The sequence below is a fragment of the Microbacterium sp. NPDC012755 genome, from assembly GCF_042901325.1.
In the GTDB taxonomy this organism is placed as follows: Bacteria; Actinomycetota; Actinomycetes; order Actinomycetales; family Microbacteriaceae; genus Microbacterium; species Microbacterium natoriense.
The window spans coordinates 2408632-2422597 of the sequence record NZ_JBIBCT010000001.1 but is presented as its reverse complement, the minus strand read 5'-3'; the positions used below and the strand labels follow the sequence as shown (position 1 = coordinate 2422597).

Below are 13966 nucleotides of genomic sequence, written 5' to 3'. Positions count from 1 at the left end.
TCGGATGCCGCACGGCACCGCAGTCTGGTGAGCCGTCAGATCCGGCGGGACGACACCGCGCCGTGAGGCGCCAAGGCCCCGTGAAGCACCACAGTCTGGTGAGACGTCAGATCCCAGCGAGGCGTCAGAACTGCACGCGCGGAGGCTCGGAGATCGCTCCGCTGTCGGCCACCTCGAAGAACTCGCGCTCGGTGAAGCCGAGCCCCTTGGCGAAGAGGTTGTTCGGGAACACCTTGATCTTGGTGTTCAGCTCGCGCACCCCGCCGTTGTAGAAGCGTCGCGCGGCCTGGATCTTGTCTTCCGTGTCGACGAGCGACTGCTGCACCTGGAGGAAGTTCTGGCTGGCCTGCAGCTGCGGGTACGCCTCGGCGACCGCGAACAGGCTGCGCAGCGCCTGCTGCAGGTGGCCCTCGGCGATGCCGGCTTCGCCCGGCCCGCCCGCCGACAGCGTCTCCGCACGCGCACGGGTGACGTTCTCGAAGACGGCCTTCTCGTGAGACGCGTAGCCCTTGACGGTCTCGATGAGGTTGGGGATGAGATCCGCGCGTCTCTTGAGCTGCACCGTGATGCCGCTCCATGCCTCATCGACGCGGACGTTGAGCTGCACCAGCGAGTTGTACGTCGCCCAGAGATAGATTCCGATGAGCAGAACCAGACCGACGATGATCAGTACCGGCACGAGCCATTCCATCAGAGCCCCACCCTTCCTCGTTTTGTCCCCATCCTATCGACGCTCTCTGCGCGTCGACTGGGTACGCCGCGCGGTGGGGTCAGGCGCCGAGCACGCGGTCGAGGTAGCGGTTGGCGAAGCGCCGCTCGGGGTCGAGTCGGTCACGCAGGGCCGTGAAGTCGTCGAATCGCGGGTAGCTCTCGCGCAGCTGATCCGCGGTGCGCGTGTGCAGCTTGCCCCAGTGCGGACGCCCTCCGTACTCGACCATGATCTGCTCGACCGCCTCGAAGTACGGCGTCGGGTCGGCGCGCCAGTAGCGGTGCACGGCGATGTAGCCGGACGCGCGTCCGTGGGCGGTCGACAGCCAGCGGTCGTCCTCCTGAGCGAAGCGCACCTCGATGGGGAACTCGATCCGCCATCCGCGCTCCCGGATCAGCTCCTGCACGGCGCGGAAGGCCGGAACGACGTTCTCGACCGGCAGCGCGTACTCCATCTCGCGGAAGCGCACCGTGCGGCTCTGCGTGAGCACGCGGTGCGAGAGATCGGTGTACGTGCGGTCGCCCGTGAGCTTCACCGCGAGCCTGCTGAACGGCGGCGTGATCGAGGGCACGGCCTGACCGGCCGCGCAGACCACGCGATACACGCCGTTGGAGAGCAGGGTCTCGTCGATCCACCGCCCGACGGGAGGGAGCGGCTCACGGCGCGTCGACTCGGGAAGCCGCGTCTGCCTCTTGGTGAGGGCGACGTCCGTGTGGGGGAACCAGTAGAACTCGAAGTGATCGGATGAGGCGGCGCGCTCGTCGATCGTGGCGAGCACGTCGTCCAGCGGAGCCGGCTCGTCGATCGCGGTCATGACGAACGCGGGCACGCACTGCAGAGTGACCTCGACGAGGATGCCGAGTGCGCCGAGCCCGAGGGCCACGGCGGGGAGCATCTCGGCGTTCTGCTGCTCGTCGATGCGGAGGAACTCTCCGGCGGCGGTGATCATCGTGACGCCGACCACCTGGGTGGCGAGTCCGCCGTATCCGACGCCGGTTCCATGGGTGCCGGTCGAGATGGCTCCGGAGATCGACTGCCGGTCGATGTCCCCCAGGTTCTGCATCGCGAGTCCGTAGGGCGCGAGCAGCGCGGGAATCCGGTGCAGTCTGGTGCCCGCGAGCAGCGTCACCCGACCGGTCGCGGCATCCGCCGACACCAGTCCCTGCAGGTCGTCGAGCTCCAGCAGCACGCCGGGAGCGACGGCGATGCCGGTGAAGCTGTGTCCTGCCCCCACCGCCTTCACCGTCAGGCCCTGCGAGACCGCAGCGGTCACCGCGCGCTGCACTCCCTCGGGAGAGCGCGGACGCTCCACTCTGAGGGGCTTCACGGATGCCGAGCGCGCCCAGTTCTGCCAGGTGCCGCCGATTCTCGTCACAGGAACGCCTTTCCCTCACCCCGGTACGTGGGCAGCTCGTCGATGATCTCGTCGCCGGAGACGAGGTGGTACGCGTCGATGCGCTCCGCGGCTTCTCCGCTCTTGGAGTGGCGGAACCAGACGCGGTCGCCGACGCCGAGAGTCGTCGCCGCTCTCCCCTGCAGCGGTGTCTGCACCTCTCCCGCGGCCTCGCGCGGCATCATGCGCAGACCTTCCGGCCAGACGGGAAGCGGCTGGCGAGACGCCACGGGCGGCCCGGAGGCGATCCATCCGCCGCCCAGCACCGTCGCGATGTCGGCGGTCGGCCTGCGCACCACGTCGAAGGCGAAGGCTGCCGCCGGGGCGGGGCGGAAGGAGCGGTAGCCGTCGAACAGGTGCCCGCCGAGCAGACCGCTGCCCGCACTCGCCTCCGTGAGCGACTCGTCGCTGCCCGTGAACTCCAGCGAGCCGGTGCCGCCGCCGTTGAGGAACTCGAGCGGCGTGATGGGAGCGGTCGCGGCGACGATCTCCGCCCTGCGCTCGCGGAGCTCCGATCGGGACCGCGCCTGCACCGCGCGGATGAGCGGAGCATCCGGCCCTGCGGCGTCTCCCTGACCGGCGATCTGAGCGTCGTACATCTGCAGCCCCACCAGCCGGAAGCCCGGACGGGCGACGACCTTGCGAGCGAACGCGGCGACCTCGCCGGCGGTGAACAGTCCGGAGCGGCGCACGCCGATGTGCCCGAGCAGCGGTGAGCGCAGCGAGGCGTCGACGTCGATCGCGACCCTGATCTCCGGACGGTTCCCGGGTCCTGCGACGCTGTCGATGACATCGAGGTGCACCGGGTCATCGATCATGAGGGTGATGCGCGCGGCGGCCTGCTCGTCGGCGAACAGTCGCTGCAGCGCCGCGCGGTCGACGGTCGGATAGCCGAGCACGATGTCGTCGTGCGTGTCGGCGAGCCAGAGGGCCTCCGGCAGTGTGAACGCCAGGATCCCGTGGAACCCCGGAAGCGCCAGCACCGCGTCGAGAACCGCGCGCACGCGCACCGACTTGGAGGCGACGCGGATCGGCAGACCACCCGAGCGCACGAGGAGATCGAGCGCGTTGTGGCGCAGCGCCTCTCGGTCGATCACGGCGACGGGCGCCGGCAGATGTCCGGTGGCCGCGGAGAGCCGTGGCCAGTATCGGGCGGGTTCCTCCCACTCGGGCGCGACCGGTGTGGGGCTCAGTTCTTCGGTGAGGTCGAGCACTCCCCCACCCTACGGCTTCTCGGACTCGGATTCACAGAATCGGGAACCCGGTCGCACCCCGGTCGCGCTTGTAGGCTGGCGACGGGCCCCCGTAGCCCAATGGCAGAGGCAGGCGACTTAAAATCGCTTCAGTGTCGGTTCGAGTCCGACCGGGGGTACTCTCGCTCCCCCGCGGCGTCGAGCACGGCAGCATCGGCGAGTGCTGTAGCCTGGGCTCTCGACTCCCGGACCCTGCGGAGGACCAGCACGACGAACGCCACGGCGATCGCGGCGTACACGACGTAGTCGAGGTATCCGAGGTAGCTCTCGAGCTTCTCGTGCTGCGTGCCGAGGGCGGCTCCGACGCCGATGAGCATCGCATTCCAGAGGCCGCTGCCGACGATCGTGTACACGCTGAAGCGCACCAGCCCCATGCGCGAGGCACCGGCCGGTATCGAGATCAGGCTCCGGATGCCGGGGACCATCCGGCCGACCAGGACCGTCCACCCGCCGCTGCGCGCGAACCAGTGCACGCCGCGGTCGAGGTCGGATCTGCTGACCAGTCGCGTCGCCGCGAGGAATCGCACGGCGCGCTCCATCCCGATGGCGCGTCCGAGTCCGTAGAGCAGCAGAGCGCCGATCCACGACGCGAGCGTGCTCCAGAAGATGAGCCAGCCGAGGTGCAGCTCGCCGCTCTGGCTCAGGTATCCCGCGAACGGCAGGATCACCTCGCTCGGGATGGGAGGGATCAGCACCTCCATGAACACCAGCACCCCCACCCCGACGTCGCCGAGGGCGGTGAGGACATCGGCGGCGAAACCGGTCAGTCCGGTGAAACCGTGTTCGGCGGCTGTCGCGACGGCAGCGGCGGGGCTCATCAAGGGCTCGTCTCTGTCAGGGGCTGTGCGGATATCGGAGAAGGCTCGGCTGAGTCATCCTTTCGGGCGTTCATCTGCCGAACAGGTCGCCGATACCCGGGATGCCGAGGTTCCCCAGCTGCTCTCCCCATCCCGAGGCCGTCTCGCCGAGACCGGACACCGTGTCTCCGACCGAGCCTGCGAGGTCCTCCGCGCCGCCCGTGAGCGACTCGACATCGAACCCGCCGGCGAGCGCCTCGACGTCCAGACCGGCGGCGAGCGACTCGAAGTCGACGCCGAAGCCCGCGGCCTGGTCCAGGAGCGGAGCGGCGACGGTGCTGAGCACGGCGCCACCGGCGACCACCCCGAGCACGCCGACCGCGGCGCCTCCCGCGAGCGCCGCGCCCCCGGCGCCCCCACCGCGGACACGCGAGAGGAGCCCGCGCATGCGGCCGGGGTTCATGGCCTCTGCACGGCCGGCGGCGCGCGACAGATCCTCCGACGAGGAAGAGCGCGGACGCTCGCCCGGCGGGAGCTCCTCGCGCATCCGCGCGGCGACGTGCTCGCGCTGCTGCGGGGTCAGCCGCGCGAAGGCGTCGCGGTGGATCCTCTCGACCTGCTCGGGGTCGGCCGTGCGGAGAAGGTAGTCGTAGCGGGCGATCGCCGCTCGATCCGACTCGGAGACCGGCGACGCTGAGCTCGCCGGTCCGGAGGTCGTCGGCGCACCGGCCGGCGGGGGCGAGTACCGGTCGGCGGACGCTGGACGCGCCTCCTGGGGTGCGGGCCGATGGGAGGAGGGCTCGGACGACCCCCGCACGACGTCGGCGGCCCGACGCCCCAGGTCGCCCCACTCGGTCGAGCGGGACGCACCGCCGTGTTCACCGCGTGTCGAACCGGTGGTCTTGTCGAGGGCCTCCGTGGCCAGGCCGAGGAGACGGGAGAGCTTTCCCATGGGTGATCCCTTCGTGGAGCGAAGCGGACCGGCGGGGACCACCACGTCGGGACGACGGCAGGGGGCACCACGGCGGTCCGCCAGGCGGACGCCAAGGTCTCCTCCACCCTCACGGGCCGGCGGGCCGGGACACGATGACATGTCCGTAGTGACGACTGCGCCGCAGACGGGAGTACTCCCCTTGCTCGCCCGAGACTATCCGGCGGAGCTATGCCTCTCCTCCGAGCCACGAGGGAACGCGAAAGGCCCTCCCCGAGCGGGAAGGGCCTTTCGCGCGAGACGAGGCGGACTACTTGGCGGCGACCTTCTCGGCGGCGGGCTTCTTCGCAGCGGCCTTCTTCGCCGGAGCCTTCTCGGCGACCTCGGCCTTGTCTGCAGCGGCCTTGTCGGCTGCGGATGCCTTGGCGGTGGGCGCGGTCTTCGCGGCCGCCGGAGCGGCTGCATCGGCCGCCGGACGCGGACGAGCGGCGAACTCTTCGAAGACGTAGCGCGGGTTCTGGACCGTCTCGAGGTTCACGAGGTCACGACCCAGCCACAGGTTGTTCCACCAGCCCCAGAGGACTCGCCACTTGCGCTCCCACGTGGGCATCGCGAGACCGTGGTAGCCGCGGTGCGCGACCCACGCCACGAAGCCCTTGAGGGCGAGCTTGCCGGACTGGAACACGCCGTTGTAGAGACCGAGGCCGGCGACGGCGCCCAGGTTCTTGTGGAAGTACTCCTTCGGGTCCTCTCCGCGCAGCACGGCGACGAGGTTCTTCGCGAGGAGCTTGGCCTGGCGCACGGCGTGCTGGGCGTTCGGCACGCAGAAGCCGCCGACGCCGCCACCGGACAGGTCGGGAACGGCCGAGACGTCACCGGCGGCCCAGGCGCCTTCGACGAAGGCCTCCGGGGTTCCGACGCGCAGATCGGCGCGGGTCTGGATGCGACCGCGCTCCTCGACCGGAAGGTCTCCGCCGCGCACGACGGTCGGGTTGGCCATGACGCCGGCGGTCCAGACGATGACGTCGGTCGGGATGACCTCGCCCGTCGAGAGCTCGACGTTGCCGTCGACCGCGCTCGTGAGCTGCGTGTCGAGGTGCACGTTGGCACCGCGCTTGGCGAGGTCCTTGAGCACCCACTCGCTCGTCTGCAGCGAGACCTCGGGCATGATGCGGCCCATCGCCTCGATGAGGTGGAAGTGCGTGTCGTCGAAGCTCAGCTGCGGGTACTTGCCCACCAGGGACGAGGCCAGCGAACGGAGCTCTGCGAACACCTCGATGCCGGCGAAGCCGCCGCCGACGACGACGACCGTGAGGAGACGGTCGCGCTCGGGCCCTGCGGGCAGCGACGCGGCCTTGTCGAAGTTGGACATCACGCGGTCGCGGATCGCGACGGCCTCTTCGATCGTCTTGAGGCCGATCGCGTTGTCGGCGATGCCGGGGATCGGGAACGTGCGCGACACGGCGCCAGCGGTGACGACGATCTGGTCGTACGCGAACTCGTACGGCTCGCCGAGCGGCGGGGTGATCGTGGCGACCTTGTTGGCGTGGTCGATGTTCGTCACCTTGGCGGTGAGGACGTTCGTGCGCTTCAGGTGACGACGGTGAGCCACGACCGAGTGGCGTGCCTCGATCGAGCCCGCGGCGACCTCGGGGAGGAACGGCTGGTACGTCATGTACGGCAGCGGGTCGACCATGGTCACGTCGGCTTCGCCCTTGCGAAGGTGCTTCTCCAGCTTCCACGCCGTGTAGAAGCCTGCGTAGCCGCCGCCGACGATCAGAATCTTGGGCACAGTGCTGTTCTGAGGCACAGGGGGACAACTCCTCGGAGTCAGGAATGTGGCGTGCGAGCGCGCGCCGATCGGATGCGCCGGGCAGCTGCGGTGACGCCAAGCGCTATCAGGATACCAGGGACTGTGAGCGCGACGAGCGGCAGGGTACCGTAGCGCAGTGAATCGGCGCTGGGAAGCAGCGGAGAACCCGGTTCCGTCGGCGAATCCGCCGCCGGAAGAGGCGGCACGGCGACCGGTGTGGAGGTGGGAACCGGGGCGGGCTGGGTCTGCGCGCGGCGGAACAGCTTGACCCATCCGGCGAGGTCGCCCATGGGGTTCTCCGTGACGGAGGGGACATCGGCGGTGACCGCGCCCTCGGCGTTCAGGAGTCCGTATCCGTAGAGGGGGTCGGGAGCCTTCGTCATGCCGGGAGCGGGAACCGCCGTCTTGATGATGCGGTTGATGACGTTGGCCGCGGACATGTCGGGATGCGCGGACCGGACGAGCGCGGCGACGCCGGCGACGATCGGAGCGGCGCCGCTGGTGCCGCTCCACGAGGCGAGCGTGCCGTCCGCCGACATGCCGATCAGGCCCTCGCTGGGCGCGGCGACGCCGATCGTGATGCCCTGGGTCGACGCCTCGACGCTCGCCGAGCCGGTCTGGTCGACGCCGCCGACCGTCAGCACCCCCGGGATGGTCGCGGGTGCGCCGATGATGTTGGTGCCGCTCCCCCGGTTGCCCGCGGCGACGACCACCACCACATCGTGCTCGAACGCGTAGAGGAACGCGTCGTCCCAGCTCCGGTCCCAGTCCAGCGTGTTCGTCGTGAACGAGAGGTTGATCACGTCGGCCCCGTTGTCGACCGCCCAGCGCATGGCCTTGGCGACCTGCTCGGTGAACGGGACGGATGCCGATGCGCCGAAGCCGACGGAGATCGAGAGGAGCTTCGCCTCGGGCGCGACGCCGATCATGCCCTTTCCGTCGGGGGCTCCGCGACCTGCGGCGAGGGAGGCGACCCAGGACCCGTGGTTGCCGTCGATCGCGCCGATCGGGGTCCGTCCGTCCGGGGTCCCGCTGCCCGACACGTCGGTGCCGCCCGCGACGGCGCCGTCGAAGATGCCGGGGACCTTGCCGATGCCGGTGTCGATCACCGCGATCGTCGCGCCGGCGCCGCGGGTCGTCTGCCAGGCCTCGCGGATGCGGGCGCCGTCGAGCCAGTACTCGGTCGCCCGTACGGGATCCGAGGGGTCGTCGGGAACGGGCGCGGGCGTCGCCGCCGCTCCGGCGAGCAGGACGGATGCCGCGATCACCGCCACCGCGACGGCGCTGCGCAGCATCCGGCGTCGGCTCATGCCACGGGTTCCTCGCGCACAGCGGCCCCAGGGTCGTCGCACCGGCAGTTCTGCGGAGACCAGGTCGAGCGGGCGAGCGCCTCGTCGCCGATGGGGTTCACGCCGGGGCCCGCCGCGAGAGCGTGACCCGCGAGCGCGTGGAGGCACTTGACCCTCGTGGGCATTCCGCCGGCGGAGATGCCGTCGATCTCGGGCACGTCGCCGAACTGCGCGCGATCGGCGAGATACGCCTGGTGCGCCGTCAGATACGCGGCGGCGATGTCGTCGTCTTCGGCGAGGAGCGCTGCGAGCTCCGGCATCACCTGCGTGGCCTCGAGCGTCGACATCGCGGCGGTCGCCGCGGGGTGCGTCAGATAGTAGAACGTGGGGAACGGGGTGCCGTCCGGCAGCCGCGGAGTGGTGGCGACCACGGTCGGGTTGCCGCACGCGCAGCGGGCGGCGATGCCGACGACGCCGCGCGCGGGGCGTCCCAGCTGTGCGGACACCACGGCGAGCTCAGCGGGCGTGGGTGCGGGGAACGGCGGGGTGGTCACCCCACCAGCGTAGGGGAGGCCGCCGGGAGGATGCTCGGAGCTACCTGCTCCGGGCGCGTCACTGCGCGGGGACGGCCGTCTGGCTGAGTCCGGCGGCTGTCAGGGTGCGCAGCATCTGCGGCATCCAGTCGGCCGGATCCTCCTCGAGCGTGTCGCTCACCGGCTTCTGCTCCTGTGGCAGCGCCGCGGGGTCGAGGTCGTTGTCGATGAGGTACACGATCTCGCCCGGCTTGACGTAGTACAGCCGCTCTCGGGCCTGCGTGGTGATGTAGGCCGGGTCGGTCCAGCGATCGCGCTCCGCCTCGAGAGAGGAGATCTTCTCCTGCGAGACCTGGATCGACGACTCCAGGGCGGCGATCTTCTGACGCTGATCGATGAAGGTGCCGAGAGTCGGCACGAGCACCCAGGCGCCGAGGACGACCAGGGAGAGCATGATCACCGAGAAGGCGGACAGCCGGATGCCGGAGGCCCATTCCCTGACGTCGACGCTGCGACCTGCTGCGCCCCCTGTCGAGGAAGAGGTCCGCGCGGAGGGCCTCTTCCGAGGGCTTGGTGCCGTCCGCGGCGCGGAGGTCGACGGCCGCGGAGACGGAGAAGGGGGAGCCGGACGTCTCGCCAAGGCTCCCCCTCTCGTCTGCCGCCTCAGGGCGGCACGGTCAATCGTGCGTGCGCGTCAGCCGATCAGGCCGAGAACCGCGGGAACGCCGAGCGACCCGCGAAGACCGCGGCGTCGCCGAGCTCCTCTTCGATGCGCAGAAGCTGATTGTACTTCGCGACGCGCTCGGAGCGAGCAGGCGCACCCGTCTTGATCTGACCGGCGTTCGTGGCGACCGCGAGGTCGGCGATCGTGGTGTCCTCGGTCTCGCCGGAGCGGTGCGAGAGCATCGCCGTGTAGCCGGAGCGCTGCGCGAGGCTGACCGCGTCGAACGTCTCGGTCAGGGTGCCGATCTGGTTCACCTTGACGAGCAGCGAGTTGGCGACGCCGCGCTTGATGCCGTCGGCGAGGCGCTGCGGGTTGGTGACGAACAGGTCGTCGCCGACCAGCTGCACCTTCGAGCCGAGCGCGTCGGTGAGGAGCTTCCAGTTGTCCCAGTCGTCCTCGGCGAGAGCATCCTCGATCGTGACGATCGGGAAGTCGTTGACCAGGCCCTGGTAGTACTCGATCAGCTCGGGGCCGGTCCAGTCCTTGTTGTCGAGACGGTAGACGCCGTCGGAGAAGAACTCCGTGGCGGCCACGTCGAGGCCGAGGGCGATGTCCTTGCCCGGGGTGAAGCCGGCCTTCTCGATCGCCTTGATGAGGAACTCGAGGCCCTCGCGGTTGCTGGGGAGGTCGGGGGCGAAGCCGCCCTCGTCGCCGAGGCCGGTCGCGTAGCCAGCGGCCTTCAGCTCACTGCGGAGCACGTGGTAGGTCTCGACGCCCCAGCGCAGCGACTCGGAGTAGGTCTCGGCGCCGATCGGGGCGAGGAAGAACTCCTGCATGTCGATGCCGTTGTCGGCGTGCTCGCCGCCGTTGATGACGTTGAACAGCGGAACGGGCAGCACGTGCGCGTTCGGGCCGCCCAGGTAGCGGAACAGCGGCAGGTCGGCGGAGTCGGCCGCGGCCTTGGCGACCGCGAGGCTCACGCCGAGAATCGCGTTCGCGCCGGTGCGCTGCTTGTTCTCGGTGCCGTCGGTCTCGTTGAGGATCTCGTCGACGATGCGCTGCTCGCTCGCCTCGACGCCCTCGATGGCCGGGCCCAGCTCGTCGATGACGGCGGAAACGGCCTTCAGGACGCCCTTGCCCCCGTAGCGGGACTTGTCGCCGTCGCGGAGCTCGTACGCCTCGAACGCGCCGGTGGATGCGCCCGAGGGGACAGCCGCCCGCTGGACGACGCCGTCGTCGAGGAGCACCTCCACCTCGACGGTCGGGTTTCCGCGCGAGTCGAGAATCTCGCGTGCGCCTACAGCCTCGATCAGTGCCACAGAAGTGCTCCTTGTTCAGAAAAGGGGTTTGTGGTGGAGCGACGTCGATCCGTGGCCAGTCTAGCCGTGCCGAAAGTCACCGCACGAGAGCGATGGCCACCCCGTCCCAGCCCTTGACGCCGACCGTCTGCAGCGCGGTCGCGTCGAACCGGGGGTCCTCCCCCAGCATCCGCAGTCCCTCCCGCGTTCCGACGACCTTCGGATCGGTCGCGTCCTCGCGGACGATCTCGCCCTCGCGCCCGATGTTGTCGAGCACGATCACGGTTCCGGGGTGGCCGAGCCTCGCGGCCCAGTCGAGGTAGATCGTGTTCGACTCCTTGTCGGCGTCGATGAACACGAGGTCGAAGCCGCCGACGAGGGTGGGCAGCACGTCGACGCCCCTGCCGATGCGGATGTCCACGCGCTCGCCGACCCCCGCGGCGTCGATGCTTGCCCTGGCGACGGCGGCGTTGTCCGCCTCGGCCTCGATCGTCACGACGCGCCCCTCCGCGCCGACCGCTCGCGCCAGCCAGATCGTGGAGTACCCGCCGAGGGTGCCGATCTCGAGCACGCGCCTCGCTCCGCTCATGCGTGCGAGCAGATTCAGCAGCTTGCCGCTGACCGGTGCGACCTCGATCTCGGGGAGGCCCGCCGCGTGCTGAGCGTCCAGCGCCGCGTCCAGGCCGGGATCATGACCGACCAGGGTGTCGGCGAGGAAGACATCGGCAGCGGCCCAGGCCGAGGGTGTGGAGTCCATGCCTTCAGCCAACCCCGCGCCGCGAGTCCGGTCAAGGGGCGTCCGGCAGCGGCGGCGAGGCCTCGGCGGGACGCGCGGGAGCGGCGAGCTCCGGCTGCAGGCGGAACTGCCCAGTGAGCGCGAGCACCGCGACGATCACCGCGACGACGATCCATCCCGCGACGCCGAGCGGACCGGCCAGCGCCATGTCGGGCTGAGTCGCCGCGACGAGCACGATGAGTCCGGCAGCGGCGTTGAGAGAGCCGTGGGCGATGACGGCGGGCCAGACCGAGGCCGAGCGCAACCGCAGCCAGCCGAGCAGGATGCCCCAGGCCACGCAGCCCCCGACCATGAAGAGGACCCCGGTGACGTCCGTGCGGCCGAAGTTGTAACCGAGCAGGATGACCGGGCTGTGCCAGAGACCCCAGATCGCGCCGCTCAGCAGGAGCGCGGGCCAGGTTCCCATCGGCCGGAGCGCCGGCACCAGCCATCCGCGCCAGCCGAGCTCCTCACCGAACGCGAAGACGCTGTTCAGGATGGCGCCGACAGGGATCATGGCGATCTGCGCGGCGACGACCACCCCGACCGGAGGCAGCGGCGTCCCCGGCGGCAGAGCGCTCTCGAGCTGCGCGGCGAACCCGGAGAACGCGAAGTCGAGCTGGACGACGCCGAGCGCCGCGGAGAGCAGGATGCTGAGGGCCACGATGATCGGCGGGGCGAGCCAGCCGAGCACGATGAGCCAGACGACGCGCTTCGCCGGTCGCAGAGGCCAGAGGCCGAGGAACCGCAGCCGTCCGCCTCTCGGCGGCACGCGCATCGCGAACACGACGATGAGAGCGGCGATGGTCGGGGTGAGCATCATCACCGGGAGCAGCACTCCGGAGAGGGGCTCGGCTAGTCCGTCGCCGAGCCACAGCGGCAGGCACACCAGCCAGGCCAGCGCACAGGCCAGGACGGTGAAGGCGATGACGGCTGCCCACGGCACGCGGCCAGCCCGAGGTGCGATCCGATCGGTCATGATGCCGTGTCTCCTGTTCTGTCGCCTCGCGGCGTCGCGGCTCCCCGTTCGACGTAGGCCTGCAGCAGCGCCGCGGCTTCCTCGGCGCCGTCGATCGTGACGATGAACGGCCGCTTGTCGCGTCGGCTGATCTCGATGGCCGCCCCGCGGCGCATGACGATGCCCGTCCTGCCGTCCACCGCGATGCGCCAGCCCCAGCCGCCGAACTCGCCGAAGGGCGAGATGTCGACGGCGCGGGCCGACTCGATCTCTCGGAGGGGGATGCTGATCCGCGGCCAGCCGACGAGCGCCCTGGCGGAGAACCCCTCCGGCGTGACCCGCACGCGGAAGGCGGTGGCTGTGGCCATCGCGATCACGATGACGACCAGCGAGAGCGCGACCACCCACCCGCCGTCGACACCCGTGCCGAGCATGAACGCGGCGAGTCCGGCGATGCCGAGCAGCAGCACGGAGACGGCGATGAGCGCGAGGCGCGGCATCGAGGCCGTGCCGAGCCACACGACCCGCTCCCCGTCTGCGACGTGCACAGCGTGGCGGGGCTCGAGCGTGCGTCCCTGCTCGGCGCGCACGCGGGGCTGCACCGCCCAAGCGACCGCACCGACGACGAGCAGCGCGGCGAAGGACAGAGCCATGACTCCCCCGACGCCCGGTGTCTCGCCCGCATCGGCGAGGCCGCGCTGCATTCCGAGCGAGCCGAGGCTCATGCCGGCGGCGAACGCGGCCATGCCTGCGGCGAGCGCACCCATCAGCCGGGCGGCGCCGCCCCAGTGCGCCCCGACGGCGGAGAGCGTCGTCACTGCCATGAGCACGGGCAGCACGAGTCCGATCCCGAGCAGCAGCCAGAGGTACGTCGTCGGAGGGCCGAACCCGTCCGCGCCGCTGACCCCCCAGTGCGTCACGACCGGGTCGGGCAGCGAGGGCAGCCACGCGATCACCACGACAGCCGCGGCAGCAGTCAGCACGAGGGGAACGATCACGGCGACGAGGAAGAACGTCAGCCGCGCGCGCCGGAGCAGCGACGGGGGCGTGCGGGTCAGGTCGTGGGTGGTCATGGCGAGACCTCCTGGTTCTCCTCGGGAGTGCGATGATCGGAGCGATCACCGCGGTGCGAGTGCACGATGCCGGCGAGCGTCTCGGCGGAGACACCGAGTGCGGCGGCCTTGCGCACGAGGACGTCGATGTCGTGGGCGAGTTCGGCGAGCGGGGCGGCGGACGCGGCGATCACGGCGCCCCGGCCACGGCGGAGATCGATGAGGCCCTCGTCGCGCAGCCGCTGGTAGGCGTGGAGGACCGTGTGCTGGTTGATCTCCAGCGCACCCGCCACATCGCGCGCCGGCGGCAGGCGATCACCGGGGGCGAGGGCGCCGGCGAGGATGTCGGCGCGGATCGATGCCGCGACCTGGTCGTACAGGGGCCGCGCGCTGTCGGCATCGACTCTGAGCAGCATCTCTCACCTCCCTCTACCGTGTTCTAGTAATTCTAGGAGAACTAGAACAACTGTGGCAACCCTCCAGAGAGCTTTGTGCCGACTC

14 protein-coding genes and 1 tRNA gene are annotated in these 13966 nt (G+C 70.5%); 1 reads left to right on the top strand and 14 read right to left on the bottom strand.

Annotation, left to right across the window (positions count from 1 at the left end):
• Positions 1–124 precede the first annotated feature (124 nt).
• From ACFY5A_RS11185 to ACFY5A_RS11175, 3 genes are all read right to left on the bottom strand, one after another.
• On the bottom strand, positions 125–691 hold the full coding sequence (locus ACFY5A_RS11185) for a LemA family protein (RefSeq protein ID WP_105672593.1): 567 nt from the start codon (positions 689–691) through the stop codon (positions 125–127).
• Positions 692–770: 79 nt separating this feature from the next.
• Positions 771–2084: a D-arabinono-1,4-lactone oxidase gene (locus ACFY5A_RS11180; RefSeq protein ID WP_105672594.1), complete on the bottom strand. Its 1314-nt coding sequence runs from the start codon at positions 2082–2084 to the stop codon at positions 771–773.
• Positions 2081–3316: an alanine racemase gene (locus ACFY5A_RS11175; RefSeq protein ID WP_387234009.1), complete on the bottom strand. Its 1236-nt coding sequence runs from the start codon at positions 3314–3316 to the stop codon at positions 2081–2083. Before ACFY5A_RS11175 ends, ACFY5A_RS11180 begins: the two co-directional genes overlap by 4 nt.
• Before the next feature lie 85 nt (positions 3317–3401).
• Here ACFY5A_RS11175 and ACFY5A_RS11170 point away from each other — a divergent pair.
• Positions 3402–3474, top strand: a tRNA-Leu gene (locus ACFY5A_RS11170).
• Here the strand turns inward: ACFY5A_RS11170 and ACFY5A_RS11165 are convergent.
• The 11 genes from ACFY5A_RS11165 to ACFY5A_RS11115 form a co-directional block, all read right to left on the bottom strand.
• Positions 3445–4173 carry a DedA family protein gene (locus ACFY5A_RS11165; protein WP_387234006.1) on the bottom strand — a complete coding sequence of 243 codons (729 nt, stop codon included), beginning with the start codon at positions 4171–4173 and terminating at the stop codon, positions 3445–3447. The genes ACFY5A_RS11170 and ACFY5A_RS11165 overlap by 30 nt on opposite strands.
• Positions 4174–4243: 70 nt before the next feature.
• Positions 4244–5104 (bottom strand): cation-transporting ATPase, encoded by an 861-nt coding sequence (locus tag ACFY5A_RS11160; RefSeq protein WP_387234003.1) that lies wholly within the window; start codon positions 5102–5104, stop codon positions 4244–4246.
• Positions 5105–5393: 289 nt separating this feature from the next.
• Entirely contained in the window at positions 5394–6875 is a 1482-nt protein-coding gene (locus ACFY5A_RS11155; protein ID WP_387234000.1) for an NAD(P)/FAD-dependent oxidoreductase, read from the bottom strand.
• Positions 6876–6913: 38 nt separating this feature from the next.
• On the bottom strand, positions 6914–8206 hold the full coding sequence (locus ACFY5A_RS11150) for a S8 family serine peptidase (RefSeq protein ID WP_341939800.1): 1293 nt from the start codon (positions 8204–8206) through the stop codon (positions 6914–6916).
• Positions 8203–8739 carry a DUF501 domain-containing protein gene (locus tag ACFY5A_RS11145; protein ID WP_341939801.1) on the bottom strand — a complete coding sequence of 179 codons (537 nt, stop codon included), beginning with the start codon at positions 8737–8739 and terminating at the stop codon, positions 8203–8205. Before ACFY5A_RS11145 ends, ACFY5A_RS11150 begins: the two co-directional genes overlap by 4 nt.
• Before the next feature lie 58 nt (positions 8740–8797).
• Positions 8798–9172: a septum formation initiator family protein gene (locus tag ACFY5A_RS11140; protein WP_341942587.1), complete on the bottom strand. Its 375-nt coding sequence runs from the start codon at positions 9170–9172 to the stop codon at positions 8798–8800.
• 248 nt (positions 9173–9420) lie between these two features.
• Positions 9421–10701, bottom strand: coding sequence for a phosphopyruvate hydratase (gene eno / locus ACFY5A_RS11135; RefSeq protein ID WP_105672602.1), 1281 nt, complete (start codon positions 10699–10701; stop codon positions 9421–9423).
• Positions 10702–10777: 76 nt separating this feature from the next.
• Positions 10778–11437 (bottom strand): O-methyltransferase, encoded by a 660-nt coding sequence (locus ACFY5A_RS11130; RefSeq protein ID WP_341939802.1) that lies wholly within the window; start codon positions 11435–11437, stop codon positions 10778–10780.
• A gap of 31 nt (positions 11438–11468) precedes the next feature.
• Entirely contained in the window at positions 11469–12434 is a 966-nt protein-coding gene (locus ACFY5A_RS11125; RefSeq protein WP_387233995.1) for a CPBP family intramembrane glutamic endopeptidase, read from the bottom strand.
• Positions 12431–13486, bottom strand: coding sequence for a DUF1648 domain-containing protein (locus ACFY5A_RS11120; protein ID WP_387233992.1), 1056 nt, complete (start codon positions 13484–13486; stop codon positions 12431–12433). Before ACFY5A_RS11120 ends, ACFY5A_RS11125 begins: the two co-directional genes overlap by 4 nt.
• On the bottom strand, positions 13483–13881 hold the full coding sequence (locus ACFY5A_RS11115) for a GntR family transcriptional regulator (RefSeq protein ID WP_387233989.1): 399 nt from the start codon (positions 13879–13881) through the stop codon (positions 13483–13485). Before ACFY5A_RS11115 ends, ACFY5A_RS11120 begins: the two co-directional genes overlap by 4 nt.
• Positions 13882–13966: the final 85 nt, after the last annotated feature.